Annotated in this window: 21 protein-coding genes; 5 read left to right on the top strand and 16 right to left on the bottom strand. The window is 37.6% G+C overall.

All coding sequences use genetic code 11. The features are described 5' to 3' along the window. The first annotated feature begins 7 nt into the window (after positions 1-7). Positions 8-763 (top strand): class I SAM-dependent methyltransferase, encoded by a 756-nt coding sequence (locus ESU54_RS09640; RefSeq protein WP_111844321.1) that lies wholly within the window; start codon positions 8-10, stop codon positions 761-763. Positions 764-765: 2 nt separating this feature from the next. On the opposite strand, the gene der is transcribed toward ESU54_RS09640, so the two are convergent. Then, a complete protein-coding gene (der, locus tag ESU54_RS09635) occupies positions 766-2,073 on the bottom strand; it encodes a ribosome biogenesis GTPase Der (RefSeq protein WP_111844322.1) in 1,308 nt (435 codons plus the stop codon). Between the two features lie 81 nt (positions 2,074-2,154). On the opposite strand from der, the gene ESU54_RS09630 reads away from it, so the two are divergent. Next, entirely contained in the window at positions 2,155-2,643 is a 489-nt protein-coding gene (locus ESU54_RS09630; protein ID WP_111844305.1) for a GTP-binding protein, read from the top strand. A 32-nt stretch (positions 2,644-2,675) separates the two neighbouring features. On the opposite strand, the gene ESU54_RS09625 is transcribed toward ESU54_RS09630, so the two are convergent. Both ESU54_RS09625 and era read right to left on the bottom strand, forming a co-directional pair. Continuing rightward, positions 2,676-3,470 (bottom strand): M90 family metallopeptidase, encoded by a 795-nt coding sequence (locus ESU54_RS09625; protein WP_111844306.1) that lies wholly within the window; start codon positions 3,468-3,470, stop codon positions 2,676-2,678. Beyond that, the gene (era, locus tag ESU54_RS09620) at positions 3,467-4,357 is read right to left on the bottom strand and encodes a GTPase Era (protein ID WP_111844307.1); all 891 of its coding nucleotides are present in this window, start codon (positions 4,355-4,357) and stop codon (positions 3,467-3,469) included. Before era ends, ESU54_RS09625 begins: the two co-directional genes overlap by 4 nt. 100 nt (positions 4,358-4,457) lie before the next feature. Between era and ESU54_RS17830 the strand changes: the two genes are divergently transcribed. From ESU54_RS17830 to ESU54_RS09610, 3 genes are all read left to right on the top strand, one after another. Next, complete coding sequence (locus tag ESU54_RS17830) at positions 4,458-4,628, top strand: DUF5522 domain-containing protein (RefSeq protein ID WP_157881732.1); 171 nt, start codon at positions 4,458-4,460, stop codon at positions 4,626-4,628. 15 nt (positions 4,629-4,643) lie between these two features. Continuing rightward, positions 4,644-6,626 carry a urocanate hydratase gene (locus ESU54_RS09615; protein WP_111844308.1) on the top strand — a complete coding sequence of 661 codons (1,983 nt, stop codon included), beginning with the start codon at positions 4,644-4,646 and terminating at the stop codon, positions 6,624-6,626. Positions 6,627-6,694: 68 nt separating this feature from the next. Continuing rightward, positions 6,695-7,234, top strand: a complete 540-nt coding sequence (locus ESU54_RS09610; protein ID WP_111844309.1) for a DUF4136 domain-containing protein — start codon at positions 6,695-6,697, stop codon at positions 7,232-7,234. Positions 7,235-7,318: 84 nt separating this feature from the next. Here ESU54_RS09610 and ESU54_RS09605 read toward each other — a convergent pair whose 3' ends face one another. From ESU54_RS09605 to ESU54_RS09550, 13 genes are all read right to left on the bottom strand, one after another. After that, positions 7,319-8,920 (bottom strand): T9SS type A sorting domain-containing protein, encoded by a 1,602-nt coding sequence (locus ESU54_RS09605; protein ID WP_111844310.1) that lies wholly within the window; start codon positions 8,918-8,920, stop codon positions 7,319-7,321. A gap of 10 nt (positions 8,921-8,930) precedes the next feature. Beyond that, positions 8,931-9,062, bottom strand: a complete 132-nt coding sequence (locus tag ESU54_RS18175; RefSeq protein WP_262510802.1) for a hypothetical protein — start codon at positions 9,060-9,062, stop codon at positions 8,931-8,933. 272 nt (positions 9,063-9,334) lie between these two features. After that, entirely contained in the window at positions 9,335-10,942 is a 1,608-nt protein-coding gene (locus tag ESU54_RS09600) for a tetratricopeptide repeat protein (RefSeq protein ID WP_111844311.1), read from the bottom strand. Positions 10,943-10,976: 34 nt separating this feature from the next. Then, positions 10,977-12,977 (bottom strand): alpha-ketoacid dehydrogenase subunit alpha/beta, encoded by a 2,001-nt coding sequence (locus ESU54_RS09595; RefSeq protein WP_394348868.1) that lies wholly within the window; start codon positions 12,975-12,977, stop codon positions 10,977-10,979. Positions 12,978-13,082: 105 nt separating this feature from the next. Further along, on the bottom strand, positions 13,083-14,369 hold the full coding sequence (locus ESU54_RS09590) for a dihydrolipoamide acetyltransferase family protein (protein ID WP_170253271.1): 1,287 nt from the start codon (positions 14,367-14,369) through the stop codon (positions 13,083-13,085). Positions 14,370-14,497: 128 nt separating this feature from the next. Beyond that, positions 14,498-15,103: an acyltransferase gene (locus tag ESU54_RS09585; RefSeq protein WP_111844313.1), complete on the bottom strand. Its 606-nt coding sequence runs from the start codon at positions 15,101-15,103 to the stop codon at positions 14,498-14,500. Positions 15,104-15,192: 89 nt separating this feature from the next. Then, positions 15,193-17,733, bottom strand: coding sequence for a COR domain-containing protein (locus ESU54_RS09580; RefSeq protein ID WP_146848114.1), 2,541 nt, complete (start codon positions 17,731-17,733; stop codon positions 15,193-15,195). 55 nt (positions 17,734-17,788) lie between these two features. Then, the gene (locus tag ESU54_RS09575; RefSeq protein ID WP_111845808.1) at positions 17,789-18,541 is read right to left on the bottom strand and encodes an enoyl-CoA hydratase/isomerase family protein; all 753 of its coding nucleotides are present in this window, start codon (positions 18,539-18,541) and stop codon (positions 17,789-17,791) included. A gap of 81 nt (positions 18,542-18,622) precedes the next feature. After that, the gene (paaZ, locus tag ESU54_RS09570) at positions 18,623-21,121 is read right to left on the bottom strand and encodes a phenylacetic acid degradation bifunctional protein PaaZ (protein WP_111845809.1); all 2,499 of its coding nucleotides are present in this window, start codon (positions 21,119-21,121) and stop codon (positions 18,623-18,625) included. Between the two features lie 44 nt (positions 21,122-21,165). Further along, positions 21,166-22,368, bottom strand: a complete 1,203-nt coding sequence (gene pcaF / locus ESU54_RS09565; RefSeq protein ID WP_111845810.1) for a 3-oxoadipyl-CoA thiolase — start codon at positions 22,366-22,368, stop codon at positions 21,166-21,168. Between the two features lie 88 nt (positions 22,369-22,456). Then, complete coding sequence (gene ypfJ / locus ESU54_RS09560) at positions 22,457-23,317, bottom strand: KPN_02809 family neutral zinc metallopeptidase (protein WP_111845811.1); 861 nt, start codon at positions 23,315-23,317, stop codon at positions 22,457-22,459. A 106-nt stretch (positions 23,318-23,423) separates the two neighbouring features. Then, on the bottom strand, positions 23,424-23,831 hold the full coding sequence (locus tag ESU54_RS09555) for a PaaI family thioesterase (protein WP_111845812.1): 408 nt from the start codon (positions 23,829-23,831) through the stop codon (positions 23,424-23,426). After that, positions 23,832-24,974 carry a 3-hydroxyacyl-CoA dehydrogenase NAD-binding domain-containing protein gene (locus ESU54_RS09550; RefSeq protein ID WP_235004638.1) on the bottom strand — a complete coding sequence of 381 codons (1,143 nt, stop codon included), beginning with the start codon at positions 24,972-24,974 and terminating at the stop codon, positions 23,832-23,834. Positions 24,975-25,063: the final 89 nt, after the last annotated feature.

The following is a 25,063-nucleotide window of genomic DNA, read 5'->3' as shown; positions in this document are numbered from 1 at the left end:
TAAAAACATGGAAAATTTTAAAGACAATTTTTCAAAACAATCAAATGCTTATCAAAAATACAGACCGTCCTATCCAAAGGAATTGTTTGAATATCTAAGTAAAATTTGCATTGATCACAATTTAGCTTGGGATTGTGCCACGGGCAATGGCCAATCTGCTGTAGGTTTGGCGAATTATTTTGAAAAGGTATATGCCACAGACCCCAGTGAACAACAAATTTTAAATGCAGTTTCACATCCAAAAATCACTTATAAAATTGAAAAAGCCGAAAGTAGCAGCTTGAATAATCATTCTGTAGATTTAATTACTGTGGCGCAAGCCTTGCATTGGTTTGATTTTGAAAAATTTTATGCTGAAGTAAATCGGGTATTGAAGCCGGAAGGAATCATCGCTGTTTGGACTTACAGTTTGCCGAAAATTTCCCCAGAAATAGACAAAATAGTTCTTCACTTTCACGATAACATTGTGAGCGAGTTTTGGCAAAGAGAAAATCAATTCGTTTCCGAAGAATACAAAACGATTCCATTTCCTTTTAAAGAAATAGAAACCCCTTCTTTCAAATTTCAAAAGAAAATTACACTTGAAGATTTAAAAGGCTTACTTTTAAGTTGGTCCGCCACTCAAAGATATAAAGACAAAAACGAAGTAAATCCTTTACTGGAAATTGAAAACCATCTTCAAAATTTTTGGCATAAGCCCAAAGCTACCAAACTCGCAACTTGGAATATATTTATAAAAGTGGGAAGACTAAATACCTACTGAGATTACTTCTTCCTAAAATAAACCGTGATTGGAACCCCCGTAAAGTCAAAGTTTTCACGCAGTTTGTTTTCTATAAAACGCTTGTATGGATCTTTTACATACTGCGGTAAGTTACAGAAGAATGCAAAACTAGGATAAGGCGTTGGCAATTGCGTACAGAATTTTATTTTTACGTATTTCGCTTTGTAAGCTGGTGGTGGATAGGCTTGAATTATTGGAAGCATCACATCGTTCAGTTCACTAGTCTTAACTTTTTTGCTTCGGTTTTGGTAAACTTCAACAGCAGTTTCAATTGCTTTATAAATACGTTGTTTTGTTAATACTGAAACAAAAACAATAGGCACATCTACAAAAGGCTCACATTGTTGGCGGATGTATTTTTCATAATCCTTCACACTGCTGGTGTCTTTATCTTCCACCAAATCCCATTTGTTGGCAATAATTACAATTCCTTTGTTGTTGCGCTGTGCAAGCCAGAAAATGTTTTCAACCTGCCCGTCAAAACCACGAGTGGCATCAAAAACGAGAATGATTACATCGCAATGCTCAATGGCGCGAACGCTTCGCATTACCGAATAGAATTCCAGATCTTCCTTTACTTTACTTTTTTTGCGAATTCCGGCGGTATCAACCAAATTGAACTCAAACCCAAAACGGTCATATTTTGTATCAATACTATCACGCGTAGTGCCTGCAATATCTGTAACGATATAACGATCTTTACCAATTAAGGCATTGATGAATGAAGATTTTCCAGCGTTTGGACGACCCACAACTGCAAATCGTGGCAACTCGCTATTGTCTTCTTCTTCGCGATCAGGCAATGCTTTTACCAAATCGTCAAGCAATTCACCTGTTCCGCTACCGTTGATACTTGAAAGATTGTATTGTTGATCAAAGCCCAAGGAATAAAACTCCATTGCGGCGTTCATTCGAGAGGCTCCATCTACCTTATTGATTGCCAAAAAAATTGGTTTCTTTGAACGGCGAAGCAGTTTTGCAACTTCTTGGTCCATTCCAGTAACGCCACTTTCCACGTCAACCATAAAGATTATTGCATCGGCTTCGTCAATGGCAAGTTCTACTTGTTTGTCTATTTCTGCTTCAAAAATATCGTCACTTCCCTTCACATAACCTCCAGTGTCTATCAACGAAAATTCCTTTCCATTCCAATCACTTTTTCCGTAATGACGGTCACGAGTAACGCCGCTCACTGCATCAACAATGGCTTCTCTGCGTTGAATCAATCTATTGAAAAAAGTGGATTTCCCTACATTTGGTCTTCCTACAACGGCAACAATGCTCATAATCTTAATTTTAGGGTGCAAAAATAGCTTTTAGTTGGGAGAAAAAATACTATTTTAACCGCTTAAAAATTAAATAAGTAAAGAATGCTTCCCAATGAAATTGTATTACGTCCACGTTTCCAAATGGAACTAGACAAAAGTTGCAACCAAGTTACAGCACTTTTCGCAAAAGTTAAAAAAGACCAGGTTAAATATATTGTTTCTTGCGTTGACGATCATATTTTTATAAAACTTCCGAATAACCAACAACACTTTTGGTCTCCACATTTGCATTTAGAAATATCGAAAATTTCTGAAAACAAATGCGCGCTTCACGGCTTTTTTGGTCCGAACCCCACGGTTTGGACTATGTTTATGTTCCTCCATGTGGCTGTGGGAATCCTTTTTATGGTTGATTTAACTTGGCTGTACTCAAATTACACTATGGGAAATGCTATCGCTCTACAAATTAGCATAGCCGTTGTTTTGGTAATACTATGGATATTACTTTATATAGCTGGAAGAATTGGAAAGAAAAAAGGAAAGCCCGGAATGCGGGAACTTTATGATTTTATGATGGAAACAATTGGTTGAAAACCATCAGTTTTAAGTTAAGTGCCTCCATTTTAGGGTTTACTATTTCTCTTTCTATTAGCTGGGTTTTGCTGAAAACATCTTTCGAGCATTTCATAGAGTTCCAGATGTTTTTTTCTGAAAAGATTTGGGCGCTCAAAAAAGTATTCCGAGGCTACCGCTAAGAATTCAACTTCACTGGTACCACCGTATTTTCGGATGTCTGATTTATTTTCATTGATGGCTTCCATTTCTTCGTGCATCAATTTTAGCCAGGGTGTAATATATTGTCGTTGCAAAAGCTGTTCTGGGACCCCATCAGCCTCACCGTCCATTTTATCTATCAGATGGACAAATTCATGTACGGGAGTATTTCCTTTATCTGTATCGTTTTCGAAACCGTGATGAAGGGCTTTTCTTGAAAGAATCATTTGTTTTTCGAATCTTCCAGAACCTACAAGACCAGCAATAATTCGCTTTTCACCATTATTTTCAAACTCTAGGTCACCATTAAAATTATTAGGATAAATTATGATGCCCGAAAGATTATTATAATGCCATTCCTTGAATCCGAAAACGGGAATGACCGCACTGGCGGCAATAAGCACTTTATCTAAATCTTCTATTTCCGTGTCAACAGCTTCAATATATACTTCACTTAAAAAAAGCATCATTCGCTGGCGGAACGTTTCCTTTTCGGCAATGGAAAGTTCCCTGTAAAAGTGAACATGTTCATTTAAAAGTTCTTTCCAATGTTCGGGGAAAGGCTGTATGGGACGTTTTTTATTTTGAATGAATGCGTAAACCGAAAAAGACACTAAGCCAATAAAGAGAATAAAATAAATCATTTTTTATTGTTGTACCCAAACCTACGCAACTGCCGTTCGTCACTACGCCAATTTTTGTTGACTTTTACATAAAGTTCTAGGTGGATTTGCTTTCCGAAGAATTTTTCCAAATCCTTTCGGGCTTCGGTGCCGACTCGTTTTAAGGCAGAACCTTTGTGTCCAATAATAATTCCTTTTTGGGTTTCACGCTCCACCATAATCACACTGCGGATGCGGATGATGGTTTCATCTTCAAAAAATTCCTCAGTATCAATTTCTACGGAATAAGGAATTTCTTTTTTATAGTGAATCAATATTTTTTCGCGAATGGCTTCGTTCACAAAAAACCGTTCGGGTTTATCGGTCAGTTGGTCTTTAGGATAAAACGCTGGCGACTCTGGAAGCAATTCTATAATTCGATTGAAAACTTCGGGCACTCCAAAATTTTTAAGCGCAGAAATAGCGAAAATTTCAGCATTCGGAACTTTTTCCTGCCAAAGTTTAAGCGCTTCGGAAAGCAAGCCTTCATTGCCTATATCAATTTTATTTATGAGAAGTAAGACTGGAATCTTGGAATTGGTTATTTTATTGAAAAACGCTTCATCCTTCAATTCCTTTTCGCCCAATTCAACCAGATACAACAAAATATCAGCATCCTCAAAAGCAGATTTCACAAAATCCATCATACTTTCCTGTAACTGATAAGCTGGTTTAATAATTCCAGGTGTATCGCTTAAAAGAACTTGAAAATCGTCGCCATTCACAATTCCCAAAATACGGTGACGTGTGGTTTGTGCTTTGGAAGTGATTATTGAAAGTCGTTCGCCCACAAAAGCATTCATCAGGGTGCTTTTGCCTACGTTTGGGTTTCCTATGATGTTTACGAATCCGGCTTTGTGTTTTGTCATTTCTGTATTATTGATTTTGCAAATTTAAAGCTTAAATACCGAAACATTGGATTTGGTTCTATTTTAAAACTTTCAGCATTGAAATCCTTACTTTTGTAAGATGCTTTTCCCAAAGAAAAAAATAGAGCTCGAAGAAGGTGATTATTACCTTACCCCTGAAGGATACAAATGCTTTACGGAGCAATATCATTTAAAACGCGGCTATTGCTGTGAAAGTGGTTGCCGTCATTGTCCATATGGATTTGATAAAAAAACTGGAAAGCATCAATAAAAATATATTTGGAAAATGACTTTTAAAGAACAAATACAACAAGGTATTCCTTCAATTTTGCCAGAAAAGAAACCTTACGACCCATCTATTAATCACGCGCCAAAGCGGAAAGATATTCTTTCAAAAGAAGAAAAAGAACTGGCTTTGCGCAATGCACTTCGGTATTTTGAGCCAAAACATCACGCCACGCTCCTACCCGAGTTTAGTGATGAACTTGAAAAATACGGTCGAATTTATATGTACCGTTTTCGTCCCGAGTACAAGATATTTGCGCGACCCGTTGACGAATATCCAGGAAAATCTAATCAGGCAAAAGCAATAATGTTAATGATCCAAAACAACTTGGATTATGCCGTAGCGCAACATCCGCATGAGCTTATTACTTATGGTGGAAATGGCGCGGTTTTTCAAAATTGGGCGCAGTATCTTTTAGTCATGAAATATCTTTCGGAGATGACTGACGAGCAGACTTTGGCAGTGTATTCTGGGCATCCAATGGGTTTATTTCCTTCACATAAAGACGCGCCTAGAGTGGTTGTAACGAACGGAATGATGATTCCGAATTATTCAAAGCCTGATGATTGGGAAAAATTCAATGCGCTGGGCGTGACGCAATACGGCCAAATGACAGCGGGAAGTTATATGTACATTGGCCCGCAGGGAATTGTGCACGGAACTACAATTACTGTTTTGAATGGTTTCAGAAAAATTAAAAAAGAAACAAAAGGCGGTTTGTTCCTAACCTCCGGTCTTGGCGGAATGAGCGGCGCACAACCCAAAGCGGGAAATATCGCAGGCTGCGTAACTGTGTGCGCCGAAGTGAACAAAAAAGCTACTGAAACTAGACAAAGTCAAGGTTGGGTTGACGAAGTGATTTCAGATTTAGATGCGCTTTCAAAACGTGTTATAGAAGCAATCGAGAATAAAGAAACCGTTTCTATAGCATACGATGGAAATGTGGTTGAAGTTTGGGAGAAATTTGCTGAAGAAAATATTAAAATCGATTTGGGAAGCGATCAAACCTCCCTGCACAATCCTTGGGCTGGCGGCTATTATCCAGTTGGGTTAACCTATGAGGAAGCCAACGAAATGATGGCCACTAATCCGGAACAATTTAAAAAAGAAGTACAGCGAAGTCTGCGTCGTCAAGTTGATGCCATCAACAAGCATACAGCAAAAGGCACATACTTTTTCGATTACGGAAATGCTTTTTTATTGGAAGCCTCGCGTGCGGGAGCAGCTGTTCTTTCCGATGATAAAAGCAAAGAATTTAGATATCCTTCCTATGTTCAAGACATAATGGGACCGATGTGTTTCGATTATGGCTTCGGACCTTTCCGCTGGGTATGTGCTTCTGGCAAGACAGAAGATCTTCAAAAAACGGATGAAATAGCCTGTAAAGTTTTGGAAGATTTAATGAAAAATTCACCAAAAGAAATCCAACAGCAGATGCAGGACAACATTACTTGGATAAAAGGTGCGCAGGAAAATAAATTGGTGGTGGGTTCACAAGCCCGTATTCTTTATGCAGATTCTGATGGGCGTTTGCAGATTGCTTCCGCTTTCAACAAAGCGATTTCTGAAGGAAAAATTGGTCCGGTTATTTTAGGGCGCGACCATCACGATGTTTCGGGCACCGATTCGCCATATCGGGAAACTTCAAACATTTACGATGGAAGTAGATTTACCGCCGATATGGCCATCCAAAATGTAATTGGCGATAGCTTTCGCGGGGCTACGTGGGTCAGTATTCACAATGGAGGTGGCGTAGGCTGGGGCGAAGTGATAAACGGCGGTTTCGGAATGGTTCTTGATGGTAGTGAGGATGCACAACGACGTTTGGAAAACATGCTTTTCTGGGATGTAAATAATGGAATTGCACGACGCAGTTGGGCGCGAAATGAAGAAGCTGTTTTCGCTATAAAACGCGCAATGGAAAACAATCCGCATTTAAAAGTTACACTTCCAAATTTCGTTGATGACAATCTTTTCAAATAAATTTCTTTAACTTTAAAGGAAAAACCGCAAATGCCAAAACATTTGCTTCAACTTAAAAAAATTGCATTATGAAAGCACTTAAATTCCTACCCTTGCTATTGCTTTTTGTATTCGCTTCCTGCTCCACCGTTCGCGTGGCGACAGATTTCGATAAAGAAGCTAATTTTAATCAGTACAATTCCTTCGCCTTTTTTAAGCCGGGAATAGACAAAGCCGAAATCAGCGATTTGGACAAAAAACGCATTCTTCGCGCAATTGAAGAAAATCTTACAATGAAGGGAATGACAAAATCTGAGACTCCTGATTTGTTGGTTAGTATATTCACCAAAGAGCGTGAGCGGATAGACGTTTACAACAACAATTTTGGTTACGGTTGGGGCTGGAGCCCTTGGTATTACGGAGGTTATTATGGCGGCAGCAATGTTTCCCGCTCTACGGAAGGTACACTTTACATAGATTTGATTGATGCAAAAACCAATAATCTGGTTTGGCAAGGTATGGGAAGTGCCGATTTAGTGACTAGCAGTATGGAGAAAAAGGAAGAGCGCATTCGTGAAATTGTTTCTAAAATTTTAGCAGAATATCCACCTGGAGCGATGAAGAAGTAAAAATGATCATACTAGGGGGTTTAAAAAAAGCCTCCCCAAAATAAGTTCTGGAAAGGCCTTCAACAATTGGGGATAAATATAAGTTTACTGTTTAATCAGTTTTATTCCTTTTTGCATCCCTTCATTCGTTAAAACGTTCATGAAATAAATTCCTGAAGTCCAGTTTTGAGTATTGATATTGGTTTCCTTTTCACTATTATATTTGGCACTAAACAATTGTTGTCCCAAAACATTGAATATTGAGATTGCTTGAATTGAGGAATTACTTTTTATAAGCATTTCATCTTTTACAGGGTTTGCAAAGAATATTGAAGCATTCGAAAATTCTTCAATTCCTACGGTATCATCCAAAACATTTTGAGCATAAACTTTCATGCCGGTTCCTTTGTCTTCAGCAAAAACTGCTACATTCTGCATATTTCCTTCTTTCGTGAAATTCACTCTTACTTTGGCAGCTGCGAAAGTAGCTACAGGACGGGTTTCCTCTAACCATTCAAACGCACCGTTTTCGTCCAAGTACACAGCGTGCAGAGTGGTAGGTGCAACTCCGTTGTTTTCTCCTTCTTCCATTAAGAAAAGTGGGGTATTATTTCTTAGGCTGAGTGACCCGGCATGAACCTTGTCTCCTCCTATTGGAAAAACTACTTTTGCATTATCGGTAAATTCACGCGCACCAGAAGCTTTGTCAAATTTTTGAACATACTCACCGCGCTCACTTTGGTTAGGGCTGGTATAAGTTGAAACAGCCCAAATATATTGTGAACCTGCTTGAAAAGCAATTTCAGTGTCCATTTCATAATCGGTTTCATTTGTGTCGAAGTCTGAACCGTTTACGCCCCAAGGCAACGTTCCATCAGGATTTATTCGCTGTAAATAGGAGTCAAAACGTGTTCCGGCTGAAGCAAAATAGCCCATATAAACTAGATCGCCATCCTGCAGACCTGTATAAGACCGATTAAAAGCAGTGGCTCTGTCAGCGATTTGTATGGCGTTTGCCCATACTGGATTTCCATCTGTATCATAACGTTGTGCATATAAAAAAGAGTTTATTCCGCTTAAAACAGAATGATAAACTACTTCAAAATCATTCCCGGAAAGTTCAAATATATTTGCAGCTACAGTATTTCCAGAACCTATGGTTTTAGTAGTTGGCCATACGGCCGTTCCATTAGCATCATATTTTTGCATAACAGCAGCACCTGAATCGTGCCATGAAACAATGGCTTCTCCAGAAGATAGTGGCAATATAGTAACAGGCACTCCTGTACCCAGATTAATACCATTGGCACCCCAAAGCTGGTTGCCTTCAGAGTCAATTTTAAAAGCATATGCCGAAAAGTCTTGCGTTCCGGTAACGCCTACATAAAGATTATCATCCGCATCAACCACGGTGTTCATAATTACGGTAAAAGTACTCATAGGTAATTGATCACTAACCAATATGCCATCACTGCCCAATGTTTGGTTACCATCCGCATCCATCACTTGTAAACGCAGTTCGATGTTTGTTGGCGCACCAACGTTTTTCCATGACACTACATAGGTTTGGCCGTCAGAAGTGCCACGAGCTTGCACATCCAGTTCTCCAGAATCAGCGACCAGTGTATTTGCATCCGTATCGGTTGTCCATTGTGCAGAGGCAATAAAGATTGATAAAAAACAGATAATTGTAAAAATTGCTTTCATTATTTTGGTTTTAGTTTGTCTTGCTAGTTGTGCTTTGTTTTTTGTCCAATTCTTGAATTATTTTTTTCAAAGCATTTTTTTTGTTCGTATTGTTTTCCAACAGTTTGTCCAAAATGGTTTTTTCTTTCAATTTATGTTTCATTGCAATAGTTTTGGGTATAAAACTTTTTGACCTGCCTTAGATTTTGGTTTTTTAAAGGTCAGATCGAATGTCCAGATTAAAATGCTTTTAGTTTTAGATTTGTTTTTTGGACATTTCAAAAGTATAGCTTGATCTTAGTTGCGCATAATCTTTTACCCTATCAAAAACACTCAACCCAAAAAAAGACCCATAGCATTACCACTCAATTTTAATTAAAATATTGATTGTCAATTATTTAATTTTTATTTGAAATTTAAAAAATGTAGAATATGTTATCCGAAATTGGATAAATATGCAGACAAATCTGTATGTAAATTGGTTATATCTAGCTTTTTTCGAAGCCTTGTTCGGGCATTCTCAACAGATTTTGAAGACAATCCAGCAATTTGAGCAATTTCTTTTGAAGTAAGATTTAGTTTTAGAAGCGCACAAAGCCTCTTGTCGCGAGAAGTTAAATCAGGATGTTTTTCAGTTAAGTTTTCATAAAATGATTCGTGTACTTGCTCAAACCGAAGTTCAAATTCTTCCCATATATTGGTTGAAGTATCACGCTTTAAACGTTTAGCTATATAATCTATGGCGTTTTGAGTTTCTTTTTTTGCCGCTTTAAGTTTTATTTCTTTTAAATCATTTAAAATATCCTCTATTATTTCGGTACGGTGCATTTCCACCATTGCTTTCCCAATAAGCTCTTTGTTCTTTAGCTGGAGGTTTGTGTTCAATTCCGTTTGTTTGGCTGTTGCTAATTGTTTTTCAAGTTCGGCGCGTTTCAGTTTATTACGAAAACGGTACAAAAGCATGCCCAATATTAATAAAAGCGTAATGAGCCCCAAAAGAATAATGTAGTTGCGCGATTGCCTTTTACTTTCCTCCAGCTCCCTAATTTTTTCCTTATTCCGATATTCTTCCCCAATAAGTAATTTCTCTACATTTACCCGTTTGTCTTCCAAATTCAAGGTATCACCAATGGCACAATATTTTTCAAAATAGGTAGATGCTTTTTCAAAATCACCTTTACCGATATAGCCTTTGTAAAGAAAGCCTACAGCTCGTTGCTGTTCAAAACCAAAGGGAGCTACACTGTCCAAATTTTTTACCGCCTTTTCTGCAAAATAGACCACGGAATCAGGTATTTTGGCGTTTAAATAAAATTCTGAAAGTTCATTATACAACCACGCAGCACCTCGAGGGTTAACACCCTTATCCACATCTGCAATGGCTTCTTTAAAATACATTTTTGCCATATTTGGATTTTCTTTCCGCACATAGCAGCGAGCAAGATTAGTATGGAGAAACATTTTTAAATCTGGATCAGCTATGTTTTGAGAAAGCTGAAGCGACTTTTTAAAATATACCAAAGACGAATCTACTTCCCTATCCAAAAAAAGACTTCCCATATTATTGAGAATTTTAGCCAAATTTAAAGTGTCGCTTTTCTCCTTTTGGGAATTGTAAACTTTTCTGAAATAAAATAATGCCTTTTCATTATTATCAGTACGCGCATAGACAATGGCGAGATTATTTTCCAGTTTAAATCGGTCTGAATCTGGGTGACTTTCGTAGAATTCATAAGCCTTTAAATAATGCTCCAAGGCAATGTCCAACGCGTCTTTCGTAAAATAAATATTACCAAGTGATTTATAAAAATCCGCCACGGTTTTTTCAGAATCAGATTTTATAGCACTTTCTTTTGCAACATCCATATAATTAAGTGCCCGCTCCCAGTCGTCATTGGCCAACTTTGCTGCAATTTCCATGCTCCATCTGGCCCTTCCACTTTCAGAAGAAGTTTGCGCCAAACTGTCCATCAAAACGGAAACGCCTTCTTGGGCAACCACTGTTTGGACTAGCAATAGAAATAAAATGAGACGAAAAATCATAGATTTTAAATTTCGGAACACAAGTTACGGAAAATCAATAGTTCAAAACTTCCAAAATCTTTTTCTTCACTTTTTCAGTAGAAGGAATCATGGTTTCTTCCAAAGTAGAATTTAGTGGAATAGCTGGCATATTTTCAGAACCTATTAGCATTACGGGTGCATCCAATTGCTGAAAACATTCCTCCTGAATTCTTCCCTGCAAGCCTCTTGAAAAACCATTTTCCGAAGGTTCTTCGGTTACGACTAAACATTTTCCGCACTTTTTTACGCTTTTGAAAACAGTTTCATAATCCAAAGGATGAAGCGTTCGAAGATCCACAACTTCAATTTTATCCTGCATTCCAAGTTCTTCTGAAGCGTTCATTGCCCAGTGCACACCCATTCCATAAGTAATAATAGAAAGAGTTTCCTCTTCTTCCTGTTTCCAGATTTCCTGTAAAACCCAAGCTTTTCCGAAAGGCAAAATATAATCTTCTGCAGGCATTACTGAAGTTGCTCCTTTGGTTCCTTTCACTTTACTCCAATACAACCCTTTGTGTTCAAAAATCACAACGGGATTGGGGTCGTAATATGCTGCTTTCAGCAAACCTTTTAAATCGGCGCCGTTACTTGGATAGGCAATTTTCAACCCGCGAATATTTGTCACCACACTTTCCACGGAAGAAGAATGATAAGGCCCACCACTTCCGTATGCACCAATTGGCACACGTAAAATCATTGAAACTGGCCATTTTCCATTTGAAAGATAACAGCTTCGGCTTACTTCAGTGAAAAGTTGGTTGAGTCCCGGCCAAATATAATCCGCAAATTGAACTTCTACGATTGGTTTTAAGCCCACCGCACTCATCCCGACGGTACTCCCTACAATAAATGCTTCTTGAATTGGCGTATTAAAAACACGATTGTCGCCAAATTTCTGTGCTAGTGTTGCTGCTTCACGAAAAACGCCACCCAAACGTGCACCAACATCTTGACCGTATAATAAACATTCCTTGTGTTTCGCCATTAATTCTTCAATTGCGAACAGCGCACAATCTACCATCACTACTTTTTCGCCACCTTTTGGAGAACGTTCGCCAACTTCTTCAGTAATTTCGGTTGGAGCGAAATCATGCGTAAATAAATCTTCTGGTTTTGGATCTTCGGCTTTTAAAGCTTTTTCCAAACTCTCAACAACTTCCTTTCTTGCAATTTTTTCAATGTCTGAAAGCTCTTTTTCTGAAAAACCATTTTCAATCAAAAGTTTTTTCAACTTTGGATATGGATCGCGGGTTCTCGCTTCATCTAAATCATCGCGATAAAATTCCATGCGAACGCCGGAAGTGTGATGGTTCAGCAACGGAACTTTTGCATGTACCAAAAATGGTCTTCTTTCTTTTCGGATTTTTGAAATTACATCCTGAATAGTGTTGTAACTTTCTTCAAAATCGGTTCCGTCAATTGTAACTGCTTCCAATCCGTGAAAACCTGCTGCATATTCAAAAGCGTTCTGGGCACGTGTTTCTGCAGCATTTGCTGAAATGTCCCAACCGTTATCTTGCACTAAATAGAGAATTGGCAACTGTTTTAAAGCGGCCATTTGAAAGGCTTCGGCAATCTCACCTTCGGTCACTGAAGCATCTCCCAAGGAACATACAACAATGGGAAGTTCGGAAGTTTCATTTTTGAATTCAGTTTTAAAAGATTCTTTATACCAAAACCCCATCGCAACGCCCGTTGCTGGAATGGCTTGCATTCCCGTGGCTGAACTTTGATGCGGAATTTTTGGTTTGTTGTCATCACGTAAACTTGGGTGACAATAATAAGTTCTTCCGCCAGAAAATGGATCATCTTTCTTTGCCAACACCTGAAGCATCAGCTCATAGGGTTTCATACCGATTGCCAGCAACATAGAATCATCGCGATAATACGGAAAAGCATAATCCTGTGGTAGGAGTTGCATTCCCAAGGCTATCTGGATCACCTCATGTCCGCGCGAAGTAGCGTGCACATATTTTGAAACGGTTTTGAAATTTTCTTCATAAATCTCAGTCATCGCTTTTGCGGTGACTAGATTTTTGAATGCTTTTTTTAATATATCTTTTGAAATATTCACTTATTTATTATTAATGAGGTCTCGACTACGCTCGACCAAACATTTTTAAATTTTTCTTTTTGAATCAAATTTCTCCATATAATCTGCAATTCTTCGTAAAAAAGAACCCGCTAAATATCCATCAACTATTCTATGATCGAAGGAAAGTGAAAGGTACATCATCTGTCTTATTTCAATAGAATCACCATCTTCGCGTTCCATCACCTCAGCTCTTTTTTTAATGATTCCAATTGCTAAAATTGCCGCTTCTGGTTGGTTGATTATAGGCGTTCCCATTAAACTTCCGAAAGTTCCCACATTACTAATTGTGAAGGTACTTCCTTTGGTATCGTCAGCTTTCAATTTGTTGTCTCGAGATTTTCCAACCAATTCGTTGGTGGCTTGAGCTAATTCTTTTAAATCTTTTTTATCGGCATTTCTTACTACGGGAACAATCAAATTTCCTGAAGGCAGTGCCGTTGCCATACCAATGTTTATTTCGTCTTTTACAATAATATTTTTTCCATCAAGCGTGGAATTTATCATTGGAAAATCTTTAATTGCCTTTGCAACACATTCAATAAATAGTGGCGTGAACGTAAGTTTTTCACTGTGCTTTTTTTGAAAAGCATCTTTGTTTTTGTTTCGCCAAGTTACCATTTCGGTCAAATCTGCTTCTACGTATGCGGTAACGTGAGGCGAAGTGTGTTTGCTGAAAACCATATGGTCCGCAATCATTTGGCGCATTCTGTCCATTTCAACAATTTTGCCTTTTCCTTTGTCGAATTTTAAGTCGGGAATTTGAAAACCAGAAGCCTCAGAAACTGCTTGCGCAAACTGAAATGGACGACCCAATTCCAGATATTCTGAAACATCACTTTTACGCAAACGGCCATCTTTTCCTGTTCCCGAAATTCTTGCAAGCTCTTCGTAACTAATATGATTTTTACGAGCAATAGCATCAACCAAAGGCGAAATAAAAACGTTCTCGTTTACTTTAAATGAAGCAGGTTTTGAAGCTTGTTTTTGTGCTTTGGGTTTTTCGGAAGTTATATCCTTCGCAACAGTTTTTTCAGTAGTGATTTTTGGAGATTTCGAAATCCCCTTTTCTCCTGAAAGCTCTAAAATAGCTATCACATCCCCAACAGGAACAACATCTTGCGCTTTATATTTATGTTGAAGCATTTTTCCTGAAGACGGTGCAGGCACTTCATTATCCACTTTATCGGTGGCTACTTCTAAAAGTATATCGCCTTCATTAAAGGTATCGCCCTCGTTTACGTGCCACTCGATGATGGTTCCTTCGCTAATGCTCTCGCCCATTTTGGGCATTTTAAATTCTGTTTTTTGCATTTTCTATAAATGTCACAATGAGCAGCCTGTCCTGAGCGCAGTCGAAGGGCTGTCGAAGTGCTTTTGTGTACTAATCAATATATATCTTTCAAATGAACCCTCGACTGCGCTCGGGGAGACATCGGTCTTTATTCTTGGTTCTTTGCTCTAAAATCTTTCAAAGTTTTATAAAAATCTTCCTGAACTGGTCGAGTCTGAGGAATTTCACGCAATGGCTCCACCTCTCTTAAACTTTCATGGCAGTCCGTTGGTAATTGTTGGTATAATCTAGTTCCGGCAGTTTTCCAAGCAATCATTTCATCCGAAATATCTTTTATTGCTTTTGCGGGGTTCCCAACAATCAATTTTCGTTTTGGAAATTTCTCTTCTGCTTTCACAAAACTCATTGCACCAACGATACATTCATCACCAATTTCGGCATCGTCCATTATTACGCTGTTCATCCCTATCAAACAATTTCTGCCCAAATTGGCTCCGTGAATCACTGCTCCGTGCCCAACATGCGCGCTTTCTTTCAAAACTATACTTTTCCCAGGAAACATATGAATGGTGCAATTTTCTTGTACATTCACGCCATCTTCTAAAATAATCTCACCCCAATCACCGCGAATGGCAGCACCTGGACCGATGTAGCAGTTTTTCCCAATAATCACGTTTCCTGTAACAGCCGCCAATGGATGGACGAAACTGGATTCGTGGATTACTGGAATATGTCCTTTGAAAGAATAAATCATAATTTAAATGGTATGAACTAAAAACATATTTCCTCATATTAAAACTGAAAAACCCTTTTAGTCTATAAAATCAGGATAATTTTAATGGTTTATTTAATCACGTTAATTTTTTTATTTATCAAATCTTCTATTTTAGACTTAAACCAAGTAGTAGAAGAAAGAACATCTTGAGTCAAATTAAATTTATTTAAATATGCTTTGTTGTAATCTTTCATATTGAAATATTCATAAAAATCTGAAAAATTGTCACTCCTTAGTTTATCTAATATTTTTTCTGAATTTTTTTCATCTCTATATTTTTCACCATGAATTTTAAGTTCAAAAAAAGTACTCCTTGCTCTATTAAGCTTACTTGCAATTTTCAGCAAATTTACATTCTTATCTTCTATTATACTTTCAATATATTTTTCCCTTTCAAATCCTTCCGATAGTAATTTTTCAACATTTTCTGGATGATATAAATAATTTTCAATACAATAAAAATCTAAAATACAGTAGTTCGGAAAATCAGCTTCTATTGATTTTTTCTCAGATTCTAAAATAAAATCTTTATCTCTAATACCTATTATATCGGTATCAGATTGAACTCTTCCAAATACCGTATAACTATCTTTTTCGGGTAAAAAATCAATATTTAAAAACCCTAATGAATTTAGAATTCCAGCATTTAAATTTTCGCAAACGATCATTTTTCGTTTTCCTATTTCTCTACCATAATTAATTAAAAGAACATTAATATCAACATCTTCCACGGACTCATCACAAACAATTTTCGACTTACCACTAATTTCATATTTCTTTAGTACTTTATAAGGGAAAAAATGGGGGTGTTTGTTTTTTTCACAATAGCTACAAATACATGGAACCATTTCTTTAATTTCTAAATCATTATAATCGTCATGAATTGCAGCAAAAGACTTTCTAATAGCAAATAAATATTCCTTTACTGAATCTCCAAATAAGCTTATAGTGATTTTGTTTTCAAAATAATATTCTCTAACAAGTGCAAAAGTGTTATCGAAATTAAGTTTAACACCATATCTCCAATAATTATTCTCATAAATATCTTCATTCATCTTAACGATTAACCTTGCTAAAATTCCTTTTGGCATAAACTTATATCTAAACTCAAATTTTGCAGTAGTCAAACTATCGTTCCACTCAAATTCAATTTGATCGACTGGTAGTAATCTTGGAACTAAATATTTCTCCGCGCTTACTTCGAAACACAGATCAAACTTTGTGTTTTTCATTAATGAAATAAGCTCAACAGTCCTAGGTTTATGTTCAGAATCTTTCCAAATTCTTTCAATATCCTGACCTGTAAATACCCCTCTATTTTCAATTACTATAGGATCGTCAAGAATTTTATATACACCTTTGGTAACCCATTCATGGTTTAAAAATATGACCCGTTTTAGGATAATATCATTTCTAAAATGAAGGAATACTCCTAAATCATGAAAAAAATCTGAAAGAAATTCTGACCTTTCTTGAGAGAGATAGTAAGTTCTACATAATTCTTCGAATTCTTCAAGATGAATAAAATTTTTGCCATTAGATTTTAAATTTTCAATTTCTCTTCTTATGTCTACCCAAACCTTCGGAAGAGGATTTCCAATATGGGGTAAATTTGCTGCTATCTTAATTACCTTATTCCTAAATAAATTCAAATTTGTTAAATGAGGTTCACAGTTAACTAACGAAATTTTATCAAAGTCAAGAATATTGTCAAAAGTATTTTTATATTCCTTTATAGGTAAATCTTTTATAGGTTGGTCGCATTTGTTAAGCACCATTAATACAGGGCTTTTATCACCTAACATTTTAATTATATTTAGCCAATAAAAAAAATCTTCATGACTATCTTCTTTCCTAGATTCAGTTAATAATAGGTACAATGATCTTTTTGTGAGAAAAAACTGGTGAGTTGAATGGTAAATCTCTTGCCCACCAAAATCCCAAATATTTATCAATAAATCTCTTTTTATGGCGTCATTGTATTTTATGACTTCATCATTAGGAATGTTCCATTGGAGAATATTAATACCTTCGGTTGATTTTTCATCCTCTAAAGAAAAATTTTTATCAGTTAAAGCATTAGATAAAGATGTTTTTCCAACTCTTCCTTCACCCACCATTATTAATTTAACTTCATATAAATAATCAGGATCTTTTAATTCTTGAAAAAAATTTCGAATTGAATCAATACCTTGTGAAGCAATTTCTGGAGGTAGAATATCGAATGGATTTCCCGAGATTTCTAACACACTTAATTGAGTCATATTAGCAACCTTTTCCGGTAAATGTTTAAGATTATTATTTCTTAGATTTAGATCTTTCAACCTTGGTAAGGTGGCTAATTTGTCACTAATCTTTAATAGGGAATTATTTTCTAAATTAAGTTTAGCAAGTCGATTAATCTTACTAATATCATCGGGGATTTCATCTATTTTATTTCTATATTTTTCATCAATATCATTGTCATTTCCTAAGTCAATATAAACGATGTTAGGGTTCTTAAATAACTCATCGGGAAAATGAGTTAATCCACAATTTCTAAAGTCCATACTAGTCCAACCATGATTGCGAAGATTTTCAAGTTGTGTATTTATTTTTTTTTCATTCATTTCTCACAAATTTATTGAACTTTATAAAAATTTTAATTGGGATATTCTAAACTATTTACTCAAATCTCTTTAGCGTCTCTTTTGTAAAATCACTCAAAACCAATCTTCCTGAAATCACAGCTCTTTCCGCAAGTAATTCATCCCAATCTTCCGTTCCACTCCAAAATACTTTCTTCATCTCCCTCATTGCTTCGGGGTTGTAAGTACAAAGATTTGCAGCGAATGATGCTACCGCCGCATCCATAACTTCAATACTTTCAAAAACTTGATTGAAAAGACCTTTCTGCATTGCCCATTCTGCACTGTAAAAAGTATTGGCATCAATGGCTATTTGGCTCATCGCGCTAAGACCAAGTTTGCGTTCTACTGCGGGGCCAACTACAAATGGGCCGATTCCGACATTTAATTCACTTAGCTTGATTGCTGAAAACTTTGTTGCAAAACAATAATCAGTCGCAGATGCAACGCCAACTCCACCGCCAACAGTTTTCCCTTGAATTCTTCCAATGATGAATTTTGGACATTTCCGCATTGCGTTGATTACGTTTGCAAATCCGCTGAAAAATATTTTTCCAGTTTCAGCATCGTTGATATTTATAAGTTCAGTAAAACTAGCACCTGCACAGAATGTTCTGTCGCCGCCGCTTTTCAGAATAATAACTTTTACATCTTCATTATTTCCAGCTTCAGTGATTGTATTTGCAAGTTTCGCTAACAAATCTCCTGGCAGGCTATTATGCGCTGGGTGGAAGAATTCGATGGTTGCGATTCCATTTTCTGTATTTATGTTTACGTGTGGTTTATCCATTTTTAAATAATAAATTTTAAATGTAAAAGTATCATTCGAATTAACTTTTACATTTTTAATTTTACATTTTTCGGTTTTAAATTACAGTAATCCGAATTGCTCGAAATGATGATTCAAATGCTTGCGCTCCATCAAATACCATTCATAACGATTCAATTCGCCAAAAACCAGATTGTTTAATTTGGCATCTGGATTTTCTTTGAAATAGGTTTTATAAGCTTCTCTTTCTTCAAGAAATTTCTCCTTCGCAGTTGCTAAATCAGTATACTTTAAAGTATCCAAAATATCTTTTTCCAACTGTGGGAATTGAGAGTTTTTTGGAAACTTATCATAGTTATAAAGACTGGCGTGAACTTTTTCCAAATACTTTTCAGGTGTTGAAACCTCAAAGTCTTGAATTTTTCCAGAAGCAATTTTATAAGTGTATTCCATATGTTCCAACATATGTTGCGGTGTCATAACGCCCCATTTTGGCTTGGTTTCTTCGGATAGCTTGTTCAAAGATTCCTGAATTTTTTCATCGGTCATTTCAACAAAAACCTCTTGTTTCTTTTGAACCATTGTCAAAATTGTTGCAACCGCCACCAACTCATCTTCTGCGTCAAAAACCTCAACAAACCATTTAACAATCCCGCTGGGATGTTCAGCAGAAGCGACATCGCGATCTACTTTTTGTTTACACGTTAAACGCACATAAATAGTATCGTTGTGATACAACGGACGTAAGAATCGACAATCTTCCAAACCGTAATTTGCAGCTACCGGGCCTTTATTTGGATAAACAAATAATCCCGCCGCTGCTGCAATGATGAAATAACCGTGAGCAGTTCGCTTTTCGAAAATGCTTCCGTCTAAAGAAGTAATATCTGTATGTGCATAAAAATGATCCCAAGTAAGATTGGCGAAATTTATAATATCTGTATCCGTAAGAGTACGATTATGAGTTTTCAAGGACATTCCAGGCTCGATGTCTTCCCAATGATATTTAAAAGGATGTTGGTCTGCTTCTTTATATTTTGCGTTTGCCTGATAAATTCCTGTAATTTCGGTTAAAGTAGTTGGTGAACCTTGAATGGCTGTACGTTGCATATAGTGTTTTATACCACGTACTCCGCCCATTTCCTCGCCACCGCCGGCACGTCCCGGACCTCCGTGAACTAAATACGGAAGTGGCGAACCGTGACCTGTGCTTTCTTTGGCACTTTCGCGGTTTAACACTAAAATCCGTCCGTGGTGGGAAGCTGCATTAATTACATACTCCTTCGCAATTTTATCATCATTTGTGGCAATAGAAGAAACCAACGAGCCTTTCCCCATTTGGGCTAAAGTGATTGCTTCGTCTAAATTTTTATATGGCATAATGGTACTCACAGGACCAAAAGCTTCCGTCTCATGAACCGCTAGATTTTTAAATGGGTTATCTTCTCTGAGTAAAATTGGAGCCAAGAAAGCTCCTTTTTTAGCATCGGCACCTATGACGTCTATTTTATCTAAATCGCCATAAACAATAGTTGCAGTTTTGGACAATTCTTGAACTCGCTCCCTTACTTCCTTCACTTGATCCAGACTTACCAATGATCCCATTCTAACTTCTTTTAAACGCGGATCGCCAATAGTTACTTTTGAAAGCGCTTTTCCGAGCGCAATTTGGACGTCTTCTATCAAATTTTCCGGAACGATAACGCGTCGAATGGCGGTACATTTCTGTCCGCATTTTACAGTCATTTCATTTCGAACTTCTTTAATGAAAAGATCGAATTCTGGAGTTCCGGGAACGGCATCTTCCCCCAAAATGGAAGCATTTAGACTATCAGCTTCCATAGTGAAAGGAACCGATTCCTGAATAATTCTTTTGTGAGCTTTCAACATTCTACCTGTCGTTGCCGAACCAGTGAACGTAACCACATCCTGGGATTCCACGGTATCGAGAATAGTTCGTGCCGAGCCTGAAATTAATTGCAATGCGCCTTCAGGTAGTATTCCGGAGGCGATGATTTCACGAACTACTGCTTCGGTTAAAAAGGATGTGTTTGTAGCAGGTTTTACAACGGCGGGAACTCCTGCCATCCAGTTTACGGCGCACTTTTCAAGCATTCCCCAAACAGGAAAATTAAAAGCATTTATATGAATGGCAACCCCACGTTTTGGAACCATAATGTGATGTGCCATAAAACGACCACCTCGTGACAAATCTATAGGTTCGCCTTCAACGTGATAGGATTGATTGGGAAATAATTTTCTGAGAGAAGCATTGGCAAAAAGATTTCCGAAACCACCTTCAATATCAATCCAACTATCTACTTTGGTAGCACCCGTTCTGTAGCTTATTTCATAGAAATCGGCTTTCTTCTTTACCAAATAAAGCGCTAGGGATTTTAGCATATTTCCACGCTCCTGAAAGGTCATTTTTCGAAGTACTTCTCCTCCTTTTGTTCTTCCGTATTGCAGGATTTCAGCAAAGTCCAGTCCTTCAGTATCTGAAAGGGCAATGATTTCGCCGGTAATGGCATCGTGCATTGGTACACCTTCGCCTTTACCTTCAACCCATTGTCCTGTTATGTAATTCTGTAATTTTTTCATTCTTACTTTTTTAGATAATCCACATTGAAGCGGAAAACAATCTTTTAAACTCGCTCAATAATAGCTGCATATCCTTGCCCAACACCCACACACATTGTTATTAGCGCATAGCGTTTGTTTTGTTCCTGCAATTCCAAAGCCGCAGAATAAGCGAGACGCGCTCCAGTAACCCCAAGCGGGTGGCCAATAGCGATTGAACCACCGTTTGGATTGATTCGAGGATCATCATCTTTCAATCCCCATTCGCGAATACATGCCAAAGCTTGGGAAGCGAATGCCTCGTTTAGTTCAATAACGTCCATATCTTCCATTTTCAAACCTGCCTTTTTTAAAGCTTTATTTGAAGCTTCCACAGGGCCGATGCCCATAATTCGTGGTTCTACGCCAACTACTGCAGAAGATACAATTCTTGCAATTGGTTTGAGATTATATTTTTTAACGGCATCTTCCGAAGCGATAATGGTTGCAGCGGCTCCGTCATTCAATCCTGAAGAATTTCCTGCGGTTACACTACCATCTTTTTTGAAGGCTGGACGCAATTTCGCCAAAACTTCTTTTGTAGTTTCGGGACGAATGAATTCATCATCTTTAAAAATAATTGGATCTTTTTTGCGCTGGGGAATTTCCACAGTTACAATTTCTTTCGCCAAACGTCCGCTTTTTTGTGCTTTTGCGGCCTTCATCTGGGAATTATAGGAAAATGCATCTTGGTCTTCACGATTAATATGATGCTTTTCTACCAAATTTTCAGCCGTATTTCCCATTCCGTCTGTCCCATACATTTCGGCCATTTTTGGGTTTACAAAACGCCATCCAAAACTAGAATCGTACATTTTGGCATCGGTTCCAAAAGCAGAAGAAGGCTTTGCAACCACGTACGGCCCGCGGGTCATATTTTCAACGCCCCCCGAAATAAACAAATCACCGTCGCCAGCCTTTATTGCTCTATTGGCTTGAATGATTGCTGAAAGTCCACTGCTACATAGTCTATTTACAGTCTCACCAGGAACAGTTACAGGCAATCCTGCTAGAAGTGCAGCCATTCTGGCAACATTTCTATTGTCTTCACCTGCTTGATTGGCACACCCGAGGATTACATCGTCGTAAGCTTCTTTGGGGATATTTGGGTTTCTTTTTACTATTTCAGCAATAACCAAAGCCGCCAAATCGTCCGTACGGACAGCGCTTAGCGTTCCTTGATAACTTCCTATTGGGGTTCGTATTCCGTCAATTATATATGCTTCCATTATGATTTTTGATTTTTGATTGACGATTTTTGATTGTTGAGTTTTAGCTTTTTTAGTTCTTCAATCAACAATCGTTAATCTGCAATCGTTAATTTAATATTTCCGAAAAGGTATCACCCTGCTTTATATCACCTGTCTTATAGCCTTTCATAAACCATCTTTTGCGTTGTTCTGAGCTCCCATGCGTAAAACTATCTGGGACAACATTCCCCTGCATTCTTTTTTGGATGGCGTCATCACCTACTGCATTTGCTGCACTAAGCGCTTCATCAATATCGCCTTCTTCAAGATATTCCTGATTGTAATGCGCCCAAACTCCTGCATAAAAATCGGCTTGAAGCTCCATTGCTACGGAAAGCTTATTAGCTTCAGTTTTATTTGATTTCCGCTGTAATTGACTCACTTTTTGATTGGTTCCAAGAAGCGTCTGCACGTGATGGCCTATTTCGTGGGCAGTTACATAAGCAATGGCAAAATCGCCACCCTGTGCACCAAAGCGTGTTTTTAATTCATCGAAAAATGCCAAGTCCATATACAATTTTTGATCCGCAGGACAATAAAATGGACCCGAAGCTGAACTTGCATTTCCACAGCCAGTGCTTACTGCATCAGTAAAAAGAACCATCGTGGGATCCTGATATTGTCCAAGATTATTATCACTGAAAACTTTTCCCCACACATCTTCTGTATCAGCTAAAACAGTCGCCATAAAATTTCCCATTTCCTTTTCCTGGGCAGTGAGTTCTCTTTGCTCAGTTTGCTGGGTAGTCTGGCTATTTCCTAATTGTTCAACGATGGGAGCGAGCTGTTGCCCAGTTTCACCGCCAAAAAATTGTAGCGCAAGCACAATTAATGTTACCGCTATTCCGCCACCAGCGGCCAGCTTGCCTTTGCTCATACCGCGACGATCTTCTAAGTTACCGCTTTGTCTTCTACCTTGCCATTTCATAATTTGAACATCTATATTTGTTAATGGATTGTATAATATTGTTGACTTAAAATTAAGCTTTCATTTTGAATTTTATCACTTCAAAAATCTGCAATCGTTAATTTTACTATTCCCAATCCTTGCTAGTTCTATAAACTACGCCTTTAAAAAGTGCAACCAGTTCATCACCGCGCTTTACTTCAACGATATTGAAACCGAGTTTATTCCCTACTTTTTCGATTACAGATTCCGCAGTTAAATAATCTCCTTCATTCAAAGCTTCAATATGATTGATTGAAGTTTCTATGGAAACTGCATACTTTCCGTGGGTGTTTGCCGCGAAGCCGAAAGCCGTGTCGGCGAGACTATAACTTATGCCTCCGTGAGCTTTGTTCATACTATTCAGCATTTCTTTGCGAACCGTCATTGCAACTTTGCATCTGCCCTTTTCAACTTCCAATATTTCAATACCAAGCCAAGAACTGAAGGCATCTTGACTGAGCATTTTATGTGGTATTATTTCAGCTTCAAGCATTTAAAAGAAGTTTTTATTTTCAAGATTCATTTTCCGCAACAATGGCGAACAACGATAACGGTCTTCGTGATATTCATCGTAAAGTTCATCCATTTTCTCCACACACCAATCAATTCCTTTTTCGTTGGCCCAAGCCAGCAACCCTTTCGGATAGTTTACGCCTTTTGTCATTGCATTATCTATATCTTCAGCGGAAGCGATGTTCCAAAATAATGCGTCGGCTGCTTCGTTGATTAGCATAACAAGAATTCTTTCAAAAATAGCTTTATCCGACACCTTCTCTCCTCCATTCGTTCTCGACTGCGCTCGAACTGACATTTCTCCATTTTCGGAATAGTTATAATATCCTTTTCCACTTTTTCTACCCAAATAGCCCGCTTCTGAAAAACGCTTTTGGGTGAATGAAGGTTTGTAACGGGGGTCGCAATAGAAAGCTTCAAAAACGGTTTCGGTTACAGTATAATTCACATCATTACCAATAAAATCCATAAGTTCAAAGGGGCCCATTCTAAAACCGCCAATCTCTTTCATTGCAGAATCTATTTCAGCAAATGTTGCAATTCCTTCTTCATAAATTCGGAGTGCTTCGCCATAAAAGGGACGCGCAACGCGGTTTACTATAAAACCGGGAGTATCTTTTGCAACTGCGACAGTTTTTCCCCAATCCTTAATTGTTTTTACTGAAATATTTAGAGTTTCTTCGGAGGTTTGGATTGCGGGAATTACCTCAACCAATTTCATCAATGGCGCTGGATTGAAAAAGTGAATCCCAATGCAGCGTTCTGGTTTTTGCAACGAAGAAGCTATAGAAGCAATGGAGAGCGAAGAGGTATTTGAAGCTATGATACAATCGTCGCTCACAAATTTTTCTAGTGTTGAGAACACATTTTTCTTTATATCCAAATTTTCGACAATGGCTTCAATTGTCAAATCCGAATCTTTTAATTCTTTAAGTGAACTGACATATTTTATGTTGTTTTGGATGCGTTCTTTTTCTGTGGAATCTATTTTTCCTTTTTCGATCAAACGAGCCATTATTTTTTCCAAATCGGCTTTGGCTTTATCCAAGGCTTCGGTTTTGGTATCGTATAATTTTACTGAGCAACCGGCTGTGGCGGCTACTTGCGCAATGCCAGCACCCATTGTTCCGCTTCCTATAATTCCAACAAATTTGATTAACGATTGCTGATTTTTGATTTTTGATTTTTGATTTTCCAAATTATTAAATTTTA

It is taken from the genome of Aequorivita antarctica (assembly GCF_007997155.1).
GTDB classification, from domain to species: Bacteria; Bacteroidota; Bacteroidia; order Flavobacteriales; family Flavobacteriaceae; genus Aequorivita; species Aequorivita antarctica.
This window is presented reverse-complemented; position numbering and strand designations above follow the sequence as displayed.